The organism is Serratia sp. JKS000199, assembly GCF_900215455.1.
Lineage (GTDB): Bacteria > Pseudomonadota > Gammaproteobacteria > Enterobacterales > Enterobacteriaceae > Serratia > Serratia ureilytica.
Map to the genome: position 1 here is coordinate 4,206,708 of NZ_LT907843.1, position 19,921 is coordinate 4,226,628.

Sequence of the window (19,921 nt, forward strand, 5' to 3'; positions counted from 1 at the left end):
AACGCCGTTTTAATTTATTGACTCCCTGACCGCCTTGCGTGGAGACTGGCGGCTATTGCTTCTTCTTTAGCCAGGGCTTATTGACGATGACTATCCGAAATCTCGCCGTGATCGGCGAATGCATGATCGAGCTGTCGCAGCAGGGCGCACAGCTGACGCGCGGCTTTGGCGGCGATACCCTCAACACCGCCGTCTACCTCGCCCGCCAAATGCCGGAACAGACGCTACGGGTGCATTATGTCACCGCACTCGGCACCGACAGTTTCAGCGGCGACATGCTGCAGGCCTGGCGGCAGGAGAAGATCGAGACCGGGTTGATTCAGCAATTCGACAACAAGCTGCCGGGCCTGTACCTCATCGAAACCGACGCCGCCGGCGAACGTACTTTCTACTACTGGCGCAATGACGCCGCCGCCCGGTATTGGCTTGCGGGACCGCAGGCCGACGCACTGTGCGAACGGCTGGCGCAGTTCGATTACTTGTACCTCAGCGGCATTAGCCTGGCGATCCTCGCGCCTGCCGATCGCATGAAACTGCTGGCGCTGCTGCGCCGCTGTCGCGCCAACGGCAGCAAGGTGATCTTCGACAACAATTACCGTCCGCGCCTGTGGCAAAGCCGTGAGGAAACGCAGCTGGCCTACCGCGAGGTGCTGGCCTGCACCGACATCGCCTTCCTGACGCTGGATGACGAAGCGTTGCTGTGGGGCACGCAGCCGGTTGAACAGGTGGTGGCACGCACGCAGGCGCTCGGCGTCGGCGAGATCGTCATCAAACGCGGCGCACACGCCTGCCTGGTGTTCAGTATGGCAGGGGAGAAACTTGAGGTGCCGGCGATCGCGCTGCCGCCAGAGCGTGTCGTCGACACCACCGCAGCGGGCGATTCTTTCAGCGCCGGTTACCTGGCGGCCCGCCTGAACGGCGGCAGCGCCCAACGGGCGGCGCAGCGCGGCCATCTGCTGGCCGCTACGGTGATCCAGCATCGCGGCGCCATCATTCCCGCCGCAATGATGCCGGAGGCATAAAAAAAGCCGGCATCGCTGCCGGCTCTTTCTCTTTGTGCTTTGCCTTGCGGAAAATCAGCCCGCGACGGCGATGCGTTTCATATCGGTCATGTAGCCGCGCAGTTTACGGCCGACGGTTTCGATAGGGTGGCTGCGCACCGCTTCGTTCACGTCGCGCAGCTGCGCATTGTCCACCGCCGTACCCGTCACAGCTTTGCCCAAATCGCCCGCCTGCAGGGTGGTCATGAAGTCCTTCAGCAGCGGCACCGCCGCGTTGGCGAACAGGTAGTTGCCGTACTCTGCGGTATCGGAGATAACCACGTTCATTTCATACAGACGCTTACGCGCAATGGTGTTGGCGATCAGCGGCAGCTCGTGCAGCGACTCGTAGTAAGCCGACTCTTCGATGATGCCGGCATCGACCATGGTTTCGAACGCCAGCTCAACGCCCGCTTTCACCATCGCCACCATCAGCACGCCGTGATCGAAGTACTCTTGCTCGCTGATCTTGCCTTCAAACTGCGGCGCATTCTCGAATGCGGTTTTGCCGGTCTCTTCGCGCCAGGTCAGCAGTTTCACGTCGTCTTCCGCCCAGTCGGCCATCATGCCGCTGGAGAACGCGCCGGAAATGATGTCGTCCATGTGCTTCTGGAACAGCGGCGCCATGATGGTTTTCAGCTGTTCGGACAGCGCATAGGCACGCAGCTTGGCCGGGTTGGACAGGCGATCCATCATCAGGGTGATGCCGCCCTGCTTCAGCGCTTCGGTGATGGTTTCCCAGCCGAACTGAATCAGTTTCTCGGCGTAAGCCGGATCGGTGCCCTCAGCAACCAGCTTGTCGAAGCACAGCAGCGAACCCGCCTGCAGCATGCCGCACAGAATGGTCTGCTCGCCCATCAAATCGGATTTCACTTCGGCAACGAAGGAAGACTCCAGCACGCCGGCGCGGTGGCCGCCGGTCGCCGCCGCCCAGGCCTTGGCGATCGCCATGCCTTCGCCTTTCGGATCGTTTTCCGGGTGAACCGCAATCAGGGTCGGCACGCCGAAGCCGCGCTTGTACTCTTCACGCACTTCGGTGCCCGGGCATTTCGGCGCGACCATCACCACGGTGATGTCTTTACGCACCTGCTCACCCACTTCAACGATGTTGAAGCCGTGGGAGTAACCCAGCGCCGCGCCGTCTTTCATCAGCGGCTGCACCGCGCGCACTACGGAAGAGTGCTGCTTGTCCGGCGTCAGGTTGACCACCAGATCTGCCTGCGGGATCAGGTCTTCGTAGGTGCCGACCTTGAAGCCATTTTCGGTCGCCTTGCGCCAGGAAGCGCGCTTCTCGTCGATCGCTTCTTTGCGCAGGGCATAGGCGACATCCAGACCGGAATCGCGCATGTTCAGACCCTGGTTCAGCCCCTGGGCGCCACAGCCGACAATCACCACTTTTTTACCTTTCAGGTAGCCGGCTTCGTCAGCAAATTCGTCGCGCGCCATAAAGCGGCATTTACCCAATTGCGCCAACTGCTGACGCAGGTTCAATGTGTTGAAATAGTTAGCCATGGTGGTACTCCGGTTTGATGTTGTCTTGCATTGTTATTTTCATTCCCCGCCCTGTCTGTGCGGAGATTCGTTAAACTCAATGTATAACAGGAAATGCGTTGCTTAAATTGATATATTGAGAACGTGATATTGCAATTTTTGCAACACTCTCACTGCGAGCGTATCGATATGGATTTACGTGATTTAAAGCTGTTCCTGCATCTGGCCGAAAGCCATCACTTCGGGCGCACCGCCAAGGCGATGCACGTCAGCCCGTCGACGCTCTCCCGCCAGATCCAGCGGCTGGAAGAGATCCTCGGGCAGCCGCTGTTCCTGCGCGATAACCGCACCGTGCAGCTCACCGACGCCGGCGAACAGCTGAAAGAATTCGCCCAGCAAACGCTGCTGCAATATCAGCAGCTGAAGCACTCGCTCGGCCAGCACGGCCCTTCGCTGAGCGGCGAACTGCGGCTGTTCTGCTCGGTGACCGCCGCGTACAGCCACCTGCCGCCGATCCTCGACCGCTTCCGCGCGCAGCACCCGCTGGTAGAGATCAAGCTGACCACCGGCGACGCCGCCGACGCGGTCGACAAGGTGCAGTCCAACGAGGCCGATCTCGGCATCGCCGGCCGGCCGGAAACGCTGCCCGCCAGCGTGGCGTTCACCAAAATCGGCGAAATTCCGCTGGTGCTGATCGCGCCGGCGCTGCCCTGCGCGGTGCGCAGCCAGGCGTTCGCCGACAAGCCCGACTGGGCCGAGATCCCCTTCATCTTGCCGGAGCACGGCCCTTCGCGAAAACGCATCGAACTGTGGTTCCGCCGTCACCGCATCAGCAATCCGCTGATTTACGCCACCGTCGGCGGCCACGAAGCCATCGTGTCGATGGTGGCCTTGGGCTGCGGCATCGCGCTGATCCCGAGCGTAGTGGTGGACAACAGCCCGGAACCGGTGCGCAACCGCATCTCGCAGCTGGATAACATCTCGATGGTCGAACCGTTCGAGTTGGGGGTCTGCGTCCAGAAAAAACGCCTCAGCGATCCGCTGATCGACGCCTTTTGGCGATTGCTGCATCCCCGCTGACGCGGGGTTTTTACAGGTCGGCCGGATCGACCTGCTTCATCGCCTCCACCTGCATCAACCAGTGATAGAGCGGCTCAAGCTGCAAAAACGCCCCGGCCAGCAGCGGCGCCAGATCGGCGTTGAACAGCTTTTCAACTTCGCTGTCCGTCACCATCACCGCGAACGATTTGCGGTTGTACCAGGTGGCGATCTCCGCCGCCTGCTCCTTGACCAGCGGACGCTTGTAGCTCTCGCCCACCAGCTCGAACGGCGGCCGGCAACAGGCGGCCACCTCCAGGAAAGGCTGCGGCCGCTGTTTCAGCGTATGGCGGAACAGATCCATGGTCGGCTTGTTGGCGCTGTAGTAACCGAGCCCATAGCGCAGCATGTCCGGCCCCAGTTCGAAAAAGTAGACCGGCGCATCTTTCCAGTCTTTGCTCGGGCGCTTGAACGTCAGCCACATGCGGCTGCGGTAGCGCGACTTGTCGTGAGAAAACCGCGTATCGCGATGAATGCGCGACAGCGTTTTGCCGATCGCCGGGCGAGTCTCGAACTGCGGATCGATCGCCAGCATGCTGGGAGCAAGCTGCTCCACCAGCGCGCGAAACGGCGCCAGCAGCTCGCGATCGTAGATGTCGCGGTTGCCGTCGAACCACGCCTTATCGTTCTCGATCCGCACCTGCTGCAGGAAATTCAGGCCCTGCTGGCTAAAGCCGGAGAAAGGTTGCGTCATAAGTTTTTCCGTTCTGACGGTTTATCGGGTATTGCGCAGATCTTCCCTCTGCCAACGGCGTTTGATAAACACGCGCCGACGCGTGCGGAAATAGGCGACATACAGGTAGAACGCCGCCCGGTTGCTGAACAGCGCCCCGCCAACCGCGCCCCCCAGCAGCAGGGCGCCGGTGGCGATGCCGGTCATGCCCGCCGCCCACGCCGCCGCGGCGCCGAGGCAACACAGACCGAGCATGCCAAGGTAATATTGCAGCAATACCACCCCGCTGTTTTTACCCTGCACCAGTTGGAACAGGATCAGCGTCATCCACACCGCCACGATCGCGCCGCTGCCCATCAACACGGCGGCGGAGGTCTTGCCGCTCCAGGCGGCCGCCACATCCGTGACCAGACCCATCACGCCCGCCAGGCCCAGCATCAGGCACACCATCAGCAGCATGACGTTGCCGACGCCCGGCGGTGACAGCCGCTGGCCCGGCGTCATGAAATGCTGCTCGAGCTGCGCATCCACGCCGGCGAAAAGCGCACGATCGCGCGCCGCGATTTGGCTTTCCATCTCCCGGCCTTCTGCCGCTAAACGGGACAACCGGTCGGATAAACCCACCGGACTCACCCCTGCAAAAAGAAGCGGAACGCCGGGTTGTCGGTTTCGTCGTGGCAATCGTAGCCCAGCGCCTGCAGGTGCCGCTCGAATTCCGGCTCGCTTTGCGCCAGTTCGAAGGCCGCCAGCACCCGGCCGAAGTCGGTGCCGTGGCTGCGATAGTGGAACAGCGAGATGTTCCAGTGCGTGCCCAGCGTCTGCAGGAACTTCAGCAGCGCGCCCGGCGACTCCGGAAACTCAAAGCTGTACAGCCGTTCGCGCAGCGGCTTCGACGGACGCCCGCCCACCATGTAGCGCACGTGCAGTTTAGCCATCTCGTCGTCCGACAGATCCACCACCTGATAACCGTCGGCGTTGAGTTCGTCGATGATCTCCCGCCGTTCGGCGTGGCCGCGCGTCAGCCGCACGCCGACGAAAATGCAGGCGTTGTCGGCATCGGCGTAGCGGTAGTTGAATTCGGTCACCGAGCGCCCGCCCAGCAGTTGGCAGAACTTGAGGAAGCTGCCCTGCTGTTCCGGAATGGTCACCGCCAGCAGCGCTTCGCGCTGTTCGCCCAGTTCACAACGCTCGGAAACATAGCGCAGCCCGTGGAAGTTGAGATTGGCGCCGGACAGCACGTGCGCGAGACGCTCACCCTGAATGTTGTGCTGCTGGACGTACTTTTTCAGCCCCGCCAAAGCCAGCGCGCCGGAAGGCTCGGCAATGGCGCGCACGTCCTCGAACAGATCTTTGACCGCCGCGCAGATGGCGTCGCTGTCCACGGTGATCACGTCGTCCAGATACTCACGGCACAGGCGGAAGGTTTCGTCGCCGATGCGCTTCACCGCCACGCCTTCGGCGAACAGCCCGACGCGCGCCAGATCCACTGGATGGCCGGCATCCAGCGCCGCGCGCAGGCAGGCGGAGTCTTCCGCTTCGACGCCGATCACTTTGATCTGCGGCATCAGCTGTTTGATCAGCACCGCCACCCCGGCGGCCAGGCCGCCGCCGCCGACCGGCACGAAAACCCGATCCAGATGCGCGTCTTGCTGCAGCAGCTCCATCGCCAGCGTGCCCTGCCCGGCGATCACCGTCGGGTGATCGAACGGCGGCACAAAGGTCATGCCCTGCTGTTGGGAAAGCTCGATCGCCTTCGCTTTTGCCTCGTCGAAATTGGCGCCGTGCAGCAACACTTCGCCGCCGAAGCCGCGCACCGCATCCACCTTGATGTCCGCGGTGGACACCGGCATCACGATCAGCGTTTTGATGCCCAGCCGTTTACCGGAGAAGGCGACGCCCTGCGCGTGGTTGCCGGCCGAAGCCGTCACGACGCCGCGCGCCTTCTGCTCTTCGTCCAGCCCGGCGATCATCGCATAGGCCCCGCGCAGCTTGAAGCTGTGCACCGGCTGGCGATCTTCGCGCTTCACCAAAATGGTGTTGCCGAGGCGCGAAGAGATTTTGCTCATGGCCTGCAACGGGGTGACTTGCGCCACCTCGTAAACCGGCGAGCGCAGTACCGCTCGCAGATATTCCGCGCCGCAGGGGGCGCTGGGTAGGGGTTGAGAGACCGCCATGCTGCTTATCCCCCCAGTTTGCTCTTGTCGCGCACCGCGCCTTTGTCGGCGCTGGTGGCCAACGAGGCGTAGGCGCGCAGCGCGAAGGACACCTGACGTTCACGATTTTTCGGCGTCCAGGCCGCGTCGCCGCGCGCCAGTTCCGCCTCATGCCGCGCCGCCAGCTCCTTCTCGCTGACGTCCAGCTGGATGCCGCGATGAGGAATGTCGATTGCGATCATGTCACCGTCCTGCACCAGGGCGATCAGGCCGCCGCTGGCCGCTTCCGGCGAAGCGTGGCCGATGGACAACCCGGAGGTGCCGCCGGAGAAACGCCCGTCGGTGATCAGCGCGCACGCCTTGCCCAGCCCCATCGATTTCAGGTAAGTGGTTGGATAAAGCATTTCCTGCATGCCCGGCCCGCCTTTCGGCCCTTCGTAACGGATAACGACCACGTCGCCCGCCACCACTTTGCCGCCGAGGATCGCTTCTACCGCGTCATCCTGGCTTTCATACACTTTGGCCGGGCCGCGGAAGGTGAGGATTTCTTTATCCACGCCGGCGGTTTTGACGATGCAGCCGTTTTCCGCCAGGTTGCCGTACAGCACCGCCAATCCGCCGTCCTGACTGTAGGCGTGCTCACGGGTGCGGATGCAGCCTTCCTTGCGGTCGGTGTCCAGCGAATCCCAACGGCAGTCCTGAGAGAATGCCTGCGTGGTGCGGATACCGGCCGGCCCGGCGGAGTACATTTTCTTGACGCTTTCGTCGCGGGTCAGCATCACGTCGTAGGCTTCCAGCGTCTGCGGCAGGGTCAGCCCCAGCACGTTGTTCACCTCGCGGTTCAGCAAGCCGGCGCGATCCAGCTCGCCGAGGATACCGATCACGCCACCGGCGCGGTGCACGTCTTCCATGTGATATTTCTGCGTGCTCGGCGCCACCTTGCACAGGTGCGGCACTTTGCGCGACAGGCGATCGATGTCTTCCATGGTGAAGTCCACCTCGCCTTCCTGCGCCGAAGCCAGCAGGTGCAGCACGGTGTTGGTCGAGCCGCCCATGGCGATGTCCAGCGTCATGGCGTTTTCAAATGCCGCCTTGTTGGCGATATTGCGCGGCAGCGCGCTCTCGTCGTCCTGCTCGTAATAGCGTTTGGTCAGCTCGACGATGCGCTTGCCGGCGTTGAGGAACAGTTCCTTACGATCGGCGTGGGTGGCCAGCAGCGAACCGTTGCCCGGCTGCGACAGGCCCAGCGCTTCGGTCAGGCAGTTCATCGAGTTGGCGGTGAACATGCCGGAGCAAGAGCCGCAGGTCGGGCAGGCGGAACGCTCGATCTGCTCGCTGTCGGCGTCGCTGACGTTCGGGTTCGCGCCCTGGATCATCGCGTCCACCAGATCCAGCTTGATGATCTGGTTGGAGAGTTTGGTTTTGCCGGCTTCCATCGGGCCGCCGGAAACGAAGATCACCGGAATGTTCAGGCGCAACGCCGCCATCAGCATGCCCGGGGTGATTTTGTCGCAGTTGGAGATGCACACCATCGCGTCGGCGCAGTGGGCGTTCACCATGTATTCGACCGAGTCGGCGATCAGCTCGCGCGACGGCAGGGAATAGAGCATGCCGCCGTGGCCCATGGCGATGCCGTCATCCACCGCGATGGTGTTGAACTCTTTGGCCACGCCGCCTGAAGCTTCGATCTGTTCGGCGACCAGTTTGCCCAGATCGCGCAGATGCACGTGGCCCGGCACGAACTGGGTAAAGGAGTTGACCACGGCGATGATCGGCTTGCCGAAATCGGCGTCGGTCATCCCGGTCGCGCGCCACAATGCGCGGGCACCCGCCATATTGCGGCCGTGGGTGGTGGTGGCGGAACGGTACTTAGGCATGCTCTTTTCACTCCAAATGTATTTATGGCAGGCGGCGAACGAACCGCCTGGATATTTCTTATCTTGTCTGTCTTGTCGTCCGCCACGCTGCGCGGCGAGCCTTGTCGTTACGGGTTTACCGGATCCAGCCACCCGTATTTGTCTTCGGTCTTGCCGCTGAACAGGCCGAAGAACGCCTGTTGGATCTGTTTGGTCACCGGGCCGCATTTGCCGATACCGACCTGAATGCCGTCCACGCTGCGCACCGGCGTGATTTCCGCCGCGGTGCCGGACATGAACACTTCGTCGGCCAGGTACAGCGATTCGCGCGACAGCACCTGCTCGCGCACGTCGAAGCCCATGTCTTTCGCCAGCTTGATGATCGCGTCGCGGGTGATGCCCGGCAGCGCCGACGAGGTGAACGGCGGGGTATAGAGCACGCCGTCTTTCACTTCAAACAGGTTCTCGCCCGCCCCTTCGGAAATGTAGCCGTGCACGTCGAGCGCGATGCCTTCCTGATAGCCGTGGCGGCGCGCTTCGCTGCCCACCAGCAGGGAGGAAAGATAGTTGCCGCCGGCCTTGGCCGCAGTGGGGATCGTGTTTGGTGCGACGCGGTGCCAGGAGGAGACCATCGCATCGATGCCTTGATCCAGCGCTTCTTCACCCAAATAAGCGCCCCAAGGAAACGCCGCGATAATCACGTCCGTTTTATAACCGGCCGGCGGGTTGACGCCCATGCCGACATCGCCGACGAACACCAGCGGACGAATGTACGCGCTGACCAGGTTGTTCTTGCGCAGCGTAGCGCGGCAGGCTTCCATCAGCTCGTCGACGCTTTGCGACACCGGCATGCGGTAGATTTTCGCCGAATCGTGCAGGCGCTGCATATGCTCGCGATGACGGAATACCACCGGCCCCAAGTGCGAGTCATAGCAGCGTACGCCTTCAAACACCGACGTGCCGTAATGCAACGCGTGCGACATCACGTGCACTTTGGCCTCGGCCCAAGGAACCATCTCACCATTGAACCAAATGTAATCGGCTTTCTTTGTCATTGTTATTTATCCTTCTCGGCGCCTCAGGCGCGTATTTGTTGTGATGTTGGCTGCTGGATCTCGACGCAGGAGACGTCCATCAGTTTGCTTAATTGAGATGACAACAGGTCGACCGGACGCGGGCTGGCAACGGTCAATTCGATATTGATGCTGTCGGCGTTGGCCGGGGAAACCATATTCATAGCACAAACCTGAAAGCCGCGATGACGCACGACCCGCAATACGCGCTCTAACATTTCGGGGCGAAAACGCGCCTGGATCGAGAGTTGATGCTGCATCATGATATTTCCTCCAACATGGTTTCGTTGCCGGCGCCCGGCGGCACCAGCGGCCAGACGTTTTCGAGTTCGTCGATAGAGACCTGCAGCAGATAAGGGCCTTCGGTGTTGAACAGCGCCTCGAGCGCGCCCTCCACCTGATCCTTGCGGCTGATGCGCTGGCCGGGAATGCCGAAGGCGGCGGCCAGCATCAGGAAGTCGGGGTTATCGGACAGGTTGGTTTCGCTGTAGCGGCCGTCGAAGAACAGCTGCTGCCATTGGCGCACCATTCCGAGGCGCTGGTTGTCCAGCAGCACGATCTTCAGCGGCAGCTGTTTGCGCTTAATGGTGCCCAGTTCTTGCACGTTCATCATGAAGGAGCCATCGCCCGAGACACAGATCACCGTATCTTGCGGACGCGCGATCTGGGCCCCGACCGCCGCCGGCACGCCGAACCCCATGGTGCCGAGGCCGCTGGAGGTGATGAAATTCTCCGGGCGCTCGAACGTCATGTGCTGCGCGCTCCACATCTGGTGCTGGCCGACGTCGGTGGTCACCACGCTGTTGGCCGGCTTGCGGGCGGACAGCTGGCGCAAGAACAGCGGCGCGTAAATCGGCTGGCCGGGATGATCGTAGCGGCAGGCGTGATCGGCTTTCAGCGCCGTCACCCGTTGCCGCCAGGCGGCGATGTTCAGCGGGCGCTGCAACGCCGGCAGCAACGCTTTCAGATCGCCCTGCAGGGCCACATGCGCCTGGCGCAGCTTGCTCATCTCCGCCGGGTCGATGTCCATGTGGATCACTTTGGCGTGCGGCGCGAAGGCATTCAGCTTGCCGGTCACGCGGTCATCGAAACGCGCGCCGACGGCGATCAGCAGATCGCACTCCTGCACCGCCAGGTTAGCGGCCTTGGTGCCGTGCATGCCCAACATGCCAAGGTACAGCGGATCTTGCGCATCCGGCGCGCCCAGCCCCTTCAGGGTGGCGACGTTCGGCATGCGGGTCACCGCGATGAACTCTCGCAGCGCCGGCACCGCCTGCGCCATGCCCACGCCGCCGCCAACGTACAGCATCGGTTTATGCGCCTGCGCCAGCAGCTCAGCCGCCTCGGCCAACGCCGCCGTCGGTAACGCCGGCGCTTCATCGACCGGCATCAAATGCGGATGCAAGTCGCCTTGCGCCAGCTGGATGTCTTTCGGGATATCGATCAGCACCGGGCCAGGACGGCCGCCGGCGGCGATGGCGAAAGCTTCCGCCATGATGCCCGGCAAGGCATCCAGCGATTCCACCAGGAAGCTGTGCTTGGTGCAGGCCAGAGACAGGCCGAGAACATCGATCTCCTGAAAGGCATCGGTGCCGATCAGCGCGGACCCCACCTGACCGGTGATGGCGACAACGGGAACGGAATCGAGCAGCGCATCCGCCAGCCCGGTGATCAGGTTGGTGGCGCCGGGACCGGAAGTGGCGATACAGACACCGACTTTGCCGGTGGCGCGGGCGTAACCGATGGCGGCCATGGCGGCGCCCTGTTCATGGCGGCACAGCAGGTGTTCCACGCCGCCGTCGTACAGCGCATCGTACACCGGCATGATTGCCCCGCCCGGATAGCCGAATACGGTATCCACACCCTGCGCACGCAACGCTTGAACTACCCACTGAGCGCCATTCATAGTTATTTCCCCGCCTTACTTCGACAACCGCAGGATTTTGTTCTGTTTTTCATGCTCTGCCCCTTGCTCCACTTTTCTCTTGCCAATAAAAAACCCCCGGACCTGACGGTGCGGGGGTTCTCTTGCGATTCCGGCTTGTTTGCTAAGCCTTTCTTCGTCCAAGTGCAGCCCCGCACGGTGGGATAATAATCACCACCACGCTAATCACGACTAGGCTAATCACTTGGGCAAAGGCTTTCATAATGGGTTTGTTCACTGTGCTCATTCAGAACTAATGCTTACAGAGGTACCACAGCCGCGCGCGACATGACAACACTTTTTTTGCGTTATTATTCGGCGCAATCTGGTCATACCTCACGCGAATCGCCCGGATTTCACACGTTGGCGCGCATACCTGGATTTTTCACCGCGCCGGTGATGGCCTTGCCGCGCGTATCCTTGCCGAAGAACACCAACAGAGCGATCGCCACCGCCACCGTCCCGGCAACCATGGCCATCGCCAGGCCGTAATTATGCCCATGATGCTCGGCGAGGGTGGCTTGCAGCGTGGCGTTGACCGAAGCGATCAGGTTGCCCAGCTGATACACGAACCCCGGCAGCACCGCGCGGGTGTTGGCCGGCACCAGCTCGGTCAGGTAGGTCGGCACCACGCCCCAGGCGCCCTGCACCATGAATTGCATCAGGAAAGCGCCGATCCCGAGCATCAGCGAACCGCTGGAAAACGCCCACAGCGGGATCACCGGTAACGCCAACAATGCGGCGATGATAATCGCTTTTTTGCGGCCGATTTTTTCCGATAACGAACCGAAGAAAACGCCGCCGATAATTGACGCGATATTGTAGCTAATGGCGATGATACTGACGGTTTTCGGATCGAAACCGTGCTGAACTTTCAGAAATACCGGATACAGATCCTGCGTGCCGTGAGAGAAGAAATTGAACGCCGCCATCAGCAGCACCAGATAGCAGCACAGCTTCCAGTGGCTCTTCAACACCGGCAGCAAGGCGCTGCTTTCTTTACGTTCACGCGCCGCCAGCCACACCGGCGACTCCTGCACGCAATAATAAATAAACGGCAGCAGCAGGATCGGCGCCGCGCCGATGACGAACATGCCGCGCCAGCCGACCGTTTCGAACAGCAGGCCGTACACCACCGCCGCCAGCAGATAACCGAACGGATAGCCGGCCTGGAAAATGCCCGACATCAAGCCGCGCGAGCGGTCCGGTATGGTTTCCATCGCCAATGATGACGCCACGCCCCAGATACCGCCCATCGCAACGCCGTACAACACTCGTAACAGCAAGAAGACCGTCAGCGAGGGCGCGGCGGCGGAGAGCAGCTCAAACACCGAGAAGAAGACGATATTCAGCATCAGGATCGGTTTGCGGCCATATTTTTCCGCAGCGCGCCCGAAGATCAGCGCGCCGATCGGCCGCACCGCCAGCGTGAGCAGAATCGCCAACGTGACCTGTTCCAGGCCGACGTGAAAGGATTGTGCGATGTCGCTGAGTAAGAATACCAGTACGAAAAAATCGAAAGCGTCGAGCGTCCAGCTTGAAAAACTGGCGATTGCCGCATTGCGTTGCAGCGGGGTCCAACCAAACATAGTGTTATCCCTACCGTAGAGTACGAAGTCAGGAGATTTAGCGGCTGCCGGGCAGACTGCCGCGGCGGTCGGAGTGTGTTAAAGAAGTGATTTTTCTTTTAATCAATTGTTAAATACACCCATCAAGCCTATGGCTGCAATGCGTACAGGCCGCTAATGTGTTGCAGGCTTCAGCGAATTGTTAATGGGTATTGCCACAGGCTGCGAGGCGGTTCGCACAATCTTTTTCAATTCGATGAAAATCAGTGATTATGCTGCGAGTTTCATGGAAAAAATGCCAAGAACGCCGCGCGGCACCTGGATAAATCGCGCATCATGCCGCCCTCAGCAAGGAGAGCGATATGTCACTGGCGGTAATCTATAGCCGCGCCATCATCGGCGTTCAGGCCCCTTCCGTAACGGTAGAGGTGCATATCAGCAATGGCCTGCCCGGCCTGACGCTGGTTGGCCTGCCGGAAACCACGGTAAAAGAGGCGCGCGATCGGGTGCGCAGCGCCCTGATCAACAACGGTTTCACCTTTCCCGCCCGCCGCATCACCGTCAATTTGGCGCCGGCCGATCTGCCGAAAGAAGGCGGGCGCTACGATCTGCCGATTGCGCTGGCGATCCTCGCCGCCTCCGAGCAACTGCCCCTCGCCCCGTTGGCACGCTACGAGTTTCTTGGCGAACTGGCGCTGTCCGGCGCGCTGCGCGCGGTCAGAGGCGCCATCCCGGCGGCGCTGGCGGCGGCTGACGCCGGGCGACAATTGGTCCTCTCCACGGACAACGCCGCCGAGGTCGGCCTGATTGCGCAGTCACAATCCCATACTGCCCAACACCTGTTGGAGGTCTGTGCCTTTTTGCTCGGCCAGGGCGAGCTGCCGGTAGCCATCACGCCTCCCGCGGCAGAAAACCCGCACGAGAACGCAGATCTGCGCGACATCATCGGCCAAGAGCAGGCCAAGCGGGCATTAGAGATCGCTGCCGCCGGCGGGCATAACCTATTGTTGATTGGGCCGCCGGGCACCGGTAAAACCATGCTGGCCAGTCGACTGACGGGCTTACTGCCGCCGCTGACGGAACCTGAGGCGCTGGAAAGCCTGGCGGTCGCCAGCTTGCAGCATCCTGTTCTCACCGCTTTGCCATGGCGCCAGAGGCCATTTCGCGCACCGCATCACAGCGCATCGATGGCGGCGTTGGTCGGCGGCGGCTCACTGCCGCGCCCGGGTGAGATATCTATGGCGCATAACGGCGTGCTGTTTCTGGATGAGCTGCCGGAATTCGAGCGTAAGGTGCTGGATGCGCTGCGTGAACCGCTGGAATCCGGCGAGATCGTGATTTCACGTGCCAACGCCAAGGTCTGCTTCCCGGCCAAGGTGCAATTGATCGCGGCGATGAATCCCAGCCCAACCGGGCATTACCAGGGTATGCATAATCGCGCCTCGCCGCAGCAGGTGCTGCGCTACCTGGCCCGGCTGTCAGGGCCTTTTCTCGATCGTTTCGATCTGTCTATCGAAGTGCCGCTGTTACCTCCAGGTACGCTCAGTAAGCGGCAAACTCAGGGAGAAAGCAGCGAGCAGGTGCGGGAAAGAGTGCGACAGGCACGCACCCGGCAGCTCGAACGCGCCGGTAAAATCAACGCGCTGTTAACCAACCGTGAAGTGGAACGGGATTGCGTGTTGCAGGCGGCAGACGCCGAGTTTTTGGAAGCGACATTAAACGCGTTGGGGTTATCGGTCCGCGCCTGGCAGCGCATCTTGAAAGTGGCGCGCACGCTGGCGGATTTGGCGGGGGATGCCGAGATCGGCAGGCGCCACCTGAGCGAAGCGCTGAGCTATCGCAGTATGGACCGTCTGCTGTTACAACTGCATCGTAGTCTGGAATAGAAAATGGGGCCCGAAGGCCCCATCGTCTTTAGTCTTCGCTGTCGCTGTAATCTTCTACTGCGTCAGCCTGCGGCTTACCGCCGGACAACGTATGGAATTTCTTCGGGCGACGTGTGCGCGCCAGATATTTAGCCCATACTTTTTCCTGCTCGGTAGCCGCTTCGCGCTCACCGCGGCACACTGCGACGAACAGCTGTTCTTCTTCAGTGGCCGGCTGGCGTTTGCCCGAGTCCAGCTCGTTAAACGCGTAGCCGAAGCGCTCTAGCAATTGCGCCTCTTTAATGGTGAAATCGCCGTGACGGGAGAACCCGCGAGGGTAATGTTTATTATCAAAAAAACGATTGGTCGTGGTGAAGCTATCCGCCATCTGACACGCTCCTAATTCTCTTATGGCCGTGCTGTTTATGGCGCGGAGTATTAGATAGGCTTGACAGCGTGTAAAACAAAACATTTAAATCTTAACGACAAATTTTTTTGGAGATAGGTGTGGATACCGAATTACTGAAAACCTTTTTGGAGGTCAGTAGAACGCGTCACTTTGGCAGAGCCGCAGAATCTTTGTACTTAACGCAGTCCGCGGTCAGTTTCCGCATCCGTCAGTTAGAAAACCAGTTGGGCGCAAATTTATTTACCCGTCATCGCAATAACATCCGCCTGACGCCTGCCGGCGAGCGGCTTCTTCCCTATGCCGAAAGCCTGATGAACACCTGGCAGTTGGCGAAGAAAGAGGTCGTGCGTTCACTGCAACATACCGAGCTGTCGATCGGCGCGACTGCCTCGTTGTGGGAGGCTTATTTGACCCCCTGGTTGCAATCTCTCTATCAACAAAGAGAGGCGCTGCAGCTCGAAGCCAGGGTGGCCTTAAGGCACTCTTTGGTAAAGCAACTGCATGAAAGGCAGCTCGATTTACTGATCACCACTGAGCCGCCAAAGATGGACGAACTGGCCAGCCAGCAGCTGGGCAATTTCTCATTACGCCTGTTCTCATCCGCGCGTCGTGACAAACAATCCCCCATGCCTTACATCAAGCTGGAATGGGGGGCCGACTTCCACCAACAGGAAAACCGCATGTTGGAAGGTGATAACGTGCCGGTACTCACGACCACCTCGGCACACCTGACGCGTCAGTTGCTGGAAACCACAGGCGGATGCGCTTTCCTGCCCAGCCAGTGGGAAAAAGAGTATCCGCAGTTGCTTGCCGCCGCCGAGATCCCGCCGATTGTCCGCCCACTGTATGCCGTCTGGTTGCAAAACAGCGATCAACAGCCTTTGATTCGGCAATTACTTAAAATACCTTTAAATACCGCAGCCTAAAGCGCTATGGCGGCCTTAAAAGCCGCCGCCGTGGTCATGGCTGTCTATCATACCAAAAACCGCCCATCGCCTTCTGAGAGAAGAAAATGCAAAACGGTAGGAGAATCAGGAGGTCTGCGGGGGTAAAGATCGAAAGATCATAAGGCAACTCGGATCAGATAGACATCAGCATAGAGCAGCCAATACGCTCTTTTCCAAAGCGGGAATGCTCCAAGGGAAGGGATAATAGGTAAAAAAAAACCCTTTGCTTTCGCAAAGGGTTCTTAATATGGCAGGGGCGGAGAGACTCGAACTCGCGACACCCGGTTTTGGAGACCGGTGCTCTACCAACTGAGCTACGCCCCTAAATCTCGCTTAACATTATGCCTGCTAAAAAAGCAGGCATAATTAAATAAGTGGCGGAACGGACGGGGCTCGAACCCGCGACCCCCTGCGTGACAGGCAGGTATTCTAACCAACTGAACTACCGCTCCACCGATTCTTTTACGTTGTATCTTTCGATACCGGCAATATCGCGCTCTGCGACTTGCGCATTACCAGTCGTCACACTGATAACGTTTATTTGATGCCTGGCAGTGTCCTACTCTCGCATGGGGAGACCCCACACTACCATCGGCGCTACGGCGTTTCACTTCTGAGTTCGGCATGGGGTCAGGTGGGACCACCGCGCTATTGCCGCCAGGCAAATTCTGTTTCATTCCAACCGCCTCACTTCCATGAAGCCATCAGAACCAATCTTGGAACGTCGCTGAAAATCTCTCTAAAAACACCTTCGGTGTTGTAAGGTTAAGCCTCACGGATCATTAGTACTGGTTAGCTCAATGCATCGCTGCACTTACACACCCAGCCTATCAACGTCTTAGTCTTAAACGTTCCTTCAGGGGCCTTGAAGGCCCAGGGAAGACTCATCTTGAGGCAAGTTTCGCGCTTAGATGCTTTCAGCGCTTATCTTTTCCGCACTTAGCTACCGGGCAATGCCATTGGCATGACAACCCGAACACCAGTGGTGCGTTCACTCCGGTCCTCTCGTACTAGGAGCAACCCCTCTCAATCTTCCAACGCCCACGGCAGATAGGGACCGAACTGTCTCACGACGTTCTAAACCCAGCTCGCGTACCACTTTAAATGGCGAACAGCCATACCCTTGGGACCTACTTCAGCCCCAGGATGTGATGAGCCGACATCGAGGTGCCAAACACCGCCGTCGATATGAACTCTTGGGCGGTATCAGCCTGTTATCCCCGGAGTACCTTTTATCCGTTGAGCGATGGCCCTTCCATTCAGAACCACCGGATCACTAAGACCTACTTTCGTACCTGCTCGAGCCGTCACTCTCGCAGTCAAGCTAGCTTATGCCTTTGCACTAACCTCACGATGTCCGACCGTGATTAGCTAACCTTCGTGCTCCTCCGTTACTCTTTGGGAGGAGACCGCCCCAGTCAAACTACCCACCAGACACTGTCCTCACCCCAGATTATGGGGCCGAGTTAGAACATCAAACATTAAAGGGTGGTATTTCAAGGATGGCTCCACGCAGACTGGCGTCCACGCTTCAAAGCCTCCCACCTATCCTACACATCAAGGCTCAATGTTCAGTGTCAAGCTATAGTAAAGGTTCACGGGGTCTTTCCGTCTTGCCGCGGGTACACTGCATCTTCACAGCGAGTTCAATTTCACTGAGTCTCGGGTGGAGACAGCCTGGCCATCATTACGCCATTCGTGCAGGTCGGAACTTACCCGACAAGGAATTTCGCTACCTTAGGACCGTTATAGTTACGGCCGCCGTTTACTGGGGCTTCGATCAAGAGCTTCGCCTTGCGGCTGACCCCATCAATTAACCTTCCAGCACCGGGCAGGCGTCACACCGTATACGTCCACTTTCGTGTTTGCACAGTGCTGTGTTTTTATTAAACAGTTGCAGCCAGCTGGTATCTTCGACTGGCTTCAGCTCCATCCGCGAGGGACTTCACCTACATGCCAGCGTGCCTTCTCCCGAAGTTACGGCACCATTTTGCCTAGTTCCTTCACCCGAGTTCTCTCAAGCGCCTTGGTATTCTCTACCTGACCACCTGTGTCGGTTTGGGGTACGATTTAATGTTACCTGGAGCTTAGAGGATTTTCCTGGAAGCAGGGCATCAACTACTTCTGCACCGTAGTGCATCGTCATCACGCCTCAGGGTTAGTATGCAACCGGATTTACCAGGTCACACCCCCTACACGCTTAAACCGGGACAACCGTCGCCCGGCTAGCCTAGCCTTCTCCGTCCCCCCTTCGCAGTAACACCAAGTACAGGAATATTAACCTGTTTCCCATCGACTACGCTTTTCAGCCTCGCCTTAGGGGTCGACTCACCCTGCCCCGATTAACGTTGGACAGGAACCCTTGGTCTTCCGGCGAGCGGGCTTTTCACCCGCTTTATCGTTACTTATGTCAGCATTCGCACTTCTGATACCTCCAGCAACCCTCACAGGCCACCTTCAACGGCTTACAGAACGCTCCCCTACCCAACAACGCTAAGCGTCGCTGCCGCAGCTTCGGTGCATGGTTTAGCCCCGTTACATCTTCCGCGCAGGCCGACTCGACCAGTGAGCTATTACGCTTTCTTTAAATGATGGCTGCTTCTAAGCCAACATCCTGGCTGTCTATGCCTTCCCACATCGTTTCCCACTTAACCATGACTTTGGGACCTTAGCTGGCGGTCTGGGTTGTTTCCCTCTTCACGACGGACGTTAGCACCCGCCGTGTGTCTCCCGTGATAACATTCTTCGGTATTCGGAGTTTGCATCGGTTTGGTAAGCCGGGATGGCCCCCTAGCCGAAACAGTGCTCTACCCCCGAAGATGAGTTCACGAGGCGCTACCTAAATAGCTTTCGGGGAGAACCAGCTATCTCCCGGTTTGATTGGCCTTTCACCCCCAGCCACAAGTCATCCGCTAATTTTTCAACATTAGTCGGTTCGGTCCTCCAGTTAGTGTTACCCAACCTTCAACCTGCCCATGGCTAGATCACCGGGTTTCGGGTCTATACCTTGCAACTATTCGCCCAGTTAAGACTCGGTTTCCCTACGGCTCCCCTATACGGTTAACCTTGCTACAAAATATAAGTCGCTGACCCATTATACAAAAGGTACGCAGTCACACCACGAAGGTGCTCCCACTGCTTGTACGTACACGGTTTCAGGTTCTATTTCACTCCCCTCGCCGGGGTTCTTTTCGCCTTTCCCTCACGGTACTGGTTCACTATCGGTCAGTCAGGAGTATTTAGCCTTGGAGGATGGTCCCCCCATATTCAGACAGGATGTCACGTGTCCCGCCCTACTCATCGAACTCACGACCTGTGCATTTTAGTGTACGGGGCTATCACCCTTTACTGCGCGACTTTCCAGACGCTTCCACTAACACACAAGCCGATTCAGGTTCTGGGCTCCTCCCCGTTCGCTCGCCGCTACTGGGGGAATCTCGGTTGATTTCTTTTCCTCGGGGTACTTAGATGTTTCAGTTCCCCCGGTTCGCCTCATGCCACTATGTATTCATGACATGATAGTGTGTCGAAACACACTGGGTTTCCCCATTCGGGTATCGCCGGTTATAACGGTTCATATCACCTTACCGACGCTTTTCGCAGATTAGCACGCCCTTCATCGCCTCTGACTGCCTAGGCATCCACCGTGTACGCTTAGTCACTTAACCTCACAACCCGAAGATGTTTCCATCGTTCGCGCTGCAAACATTTGAGAGACTCTATGACAGGTTACTCTTCATCCCAATACATCTACGGAGGGATAAATTTCAGCCGTCATGTTTCAATTTTCAGCTTGTTCCAGATTGTTAAAGAGCAAAATACTT

The 19,921-nt window shown here is 59.2% G+C and carries 15 protein-coding genes, 2 tRNA genes and 2 rRNA genes; 4 read left to right on the top strand and 15 right to left on the bottom strand.

Features of this window, described 5'->3' with window-relative positions; genetic code table 11:
* Nucleotides 1-86 precede the first annotated feature (86 nt).
* A complete protein-coding gene (locus tag CPH57_RS19940) occupies nt 87-1,022 on the top strand; it encodes a sugar kinase (RefSeq protein ID WP_096242674.1) in 936 nt (311 codons plus the stop codon).
* Between the two features lie 54 nt (nt 1,023-1,076).
* Here the strand turns inward: CPH57_RS19940 and ilvC are convergent, their stop codons facing one another.
* Nucleotides 1,077-2,552 carry a ketol-acid reductoisomerase gene (gene ilvC, locus CPH57_RS19945; RefSeq protein ID WP_033645374.1) on the bottom strand — a complete coding sequence of 492 codons (1,476 nt, stop codon included), beginning with the start codon at nt 2,550-2,552 and terminating at the stop codon, nt 1,077-1,079.
* Between the two features lie 168 nt (nt 2,553-2,720).
* Between ilvC and ilvY the strand changes: the two genes are divergently transcribed.
* A complete protein-coding gene (gene ilvY, locus CPH57_RS19950; protein ID WP_004929971.1) occupies nt 2,721-3,611 on the top strand; it encodes an HTH-type transcriptional activator IlvY in 891 nt (296 codons plus the stop codon).
* A gap of 10 nt (nt 3,612-3,621) precedes the next feature.
* Here the strand turns inward: ilvY and CPH57_RS19955 are convergent, their stop codons facing one another.
* From CPH57_RS19955 to CPH57_RS19995, 9 genes are all read right to left on the bottom strand, one after another.
* On the bottom strand, nt 3,622-4,323 hold the full coding sequence (locus tag CPH57_RS19955; protein ID WP_046687958.1) for a DUF2461 domain-containing protein: 702 nt from the start codon (nt 4,321-4,323) through the stop codon (nt 3,622-3,624).
* 21 nt (nt 4,324-4,344) lie between these two features.
* Nucleotides 4,345-4,878, bottom strand: a complete 534-nt coding sequence (locus tag CPH57_RS19960) for a hypothetical protein (RefSeq protein WP_089197544.1) — start codon at nt 4,876-4,878, stop codon at nt 4,345-4,347.
* A gap of 53 nt (nt 4,879-4,931) precedes the next feature.
* Nucleotides 4,932-6,476: a threonine ammonia-lyase, biosynthetic gene (ilvA, locus tag CPH57_RS19965; RefSeq protein ID WP_015379394.1), complete on the bottom strand. Its 1,545-nt coding sequence runs from the start codon at nt 6,474-6,476 to the stop codon at nt 4,932-4,934.
* Between the two features lie 5 nt (nt 6,477-6,481).
* A complete protein-coding gene (gene ilvD / locus CPH57_RS19970; protein WP_096242675.1) occupies nt 6,482-8,332 on the bottom strand; it encodes a dihydroxy-acid dehydratase in 1,851 nt (616 codons plus the stop codon).
* Between the two features lie 107 nt (nt 8,333-8,439).
* Complete coding sequence (locus CPH57_RS19975; protein ID WP_033645378.1) at nt 8,440-9,366, bottom strand: branched-chain amino acid transaminase; 927 nt, start codon at nt 9,364-9,366, stop codon at nt 8,440-8,442.
* Between the two features lie 23 nt (nt 9,367-9,389).
* Complete coding sequence (gene ilvM, locus CPH57_RS19980; protein ID WP_096242676.1) at nt 9,390-9,647, bottom strand: acetolactate synthase 2 small subunit; 258 nt, start codon at nt 9,645-9,647, stop codon at nt 9,390-9,392.
* A complete protein-coding gene (gene ilvG / locus CPH57_RS19985) occupies nt 9,644-11,290 on the bottom strand; it encodes an acetolactate synthase 2 catalytic subunit (RefSeq protein ID WP_033645379.1) in 1,647 nt (548 codons plus the stop codon). Before ilvG ends, ilvM begins: the two co-directional genes overlap by 4 nt.
* 142 nt (nt 11,291-11,432) lie before the next feature.
* Entirely contained in the window at nt 11,433-11,531 is a 99-nt protein-coding gene (ilvL, locus tag CPH57_RS19990) for an ilv operon leader peptide (RefSeq protein WP_013814970.1), read from the bottom strand.
* A 133-nt stretch (nt 11,532-11,664) separates the two neighbouring features.
* Nucleotides 11,665-12,897 (bottom strand): MFS transporter, encoded by a 1,233-nt coding sequence (locus tag CPH57_RS19995; protein ID WP_033645380.1) that lies wholly within the window; start codon nt 12,895-12,897, stop codon nt 11,665-11,667.
* A 341-nt stretch (nt 12,898-13,238) separates the two neighbouring features.
* On the opposite strand from CPH57_RS19995, the gene CPH57_RS20000 reads away from it, so the two are divergent.
* Complete coding sequence (locus CPH57_RS20000; RefSeq protein WP_033645381.1) at nt 13,239-14,762, top strand: YifB family Mg chelatase-like AAA ATPase; 1,524 nt, start codon at nt 13,239-13,241, stop codon at nt 14,760-14,762.
* Nucleotides 14,763-14,790: 28 nt separating this feature from the next.
* Here the strand turns inward: CPH57_RS20000 and CPH57_RS20005 are convergent, their stop codons facing one another.
* On the bottom strand, nt 14,791-15,129 hold the full coding sequence (locus CPH57_RS20005) for a DUF413 domain-containing protein (RefSeq protein WP_004929946.1): 339 nt from the start codon (nt 15,127-15,129) through the stop codon (nt 14,791-14,793).
* A 119-nt stretch (nt 15,130-15,248) separates the two neighbouring features.
* On the opposite strand from CPH57_RS20005, the gene hdfR reads away from it, so the two are divergent.
* Nucleotides 15,249-16,076, top strand: coding sequence for an HTH-type transcriptional regulator HdfR (gene hdfR / locus CPH57_RS20010; RefSeq protein ID WP_033645382.1), 828 nt, complete (start codon nt 15,249-15,251; stop codon nt 16,074-16,076).
* A gap of 269 nt (nt 16,077-16,345) precedes the next feature.
* Here the strand turns inward: hdfR and CPH57_RS20015 are convergent.
* The 4 genes from CPH57_RS20015 to CPH57_RS20030 all read right to left on the bottom strand — a co-directional run bounded on the left by CPH57_RS20015 (nt 16,346) and on the right by CPH57_RS20030 (nt 19,765).
* Nucleotides 16,346-16,421: transfer RNA gene (locus CPH57_RS20015), tRNA-Trp, on the bottom strand.
* 51 nt (nt 16,422-16,472) lie between these two features.
* Nucleotides 16,473-16,549, bottom strand: a tRNA-Asp gene (locus CPH57_RS20020).
* A gap of 94 nt (nt 16,550-16,643) precedes the next feature.
* Nucleotides 16,644-16,759 (bottom strand): 5S ribosomal RNA (gene rrf / locus CPH57_RS20025).
* Nucleotides 16,760-16,858: 99 nt separating this feature from the next.
* Nucleotides 16,859-19,765: ribosomal RNA gene (locus tag CPH57_RS20030) — 23S ribosomal RNA — on the bottom strand.
* Nucleotides 19,766-19,921 lie beyond the last annotated feature (156 nt).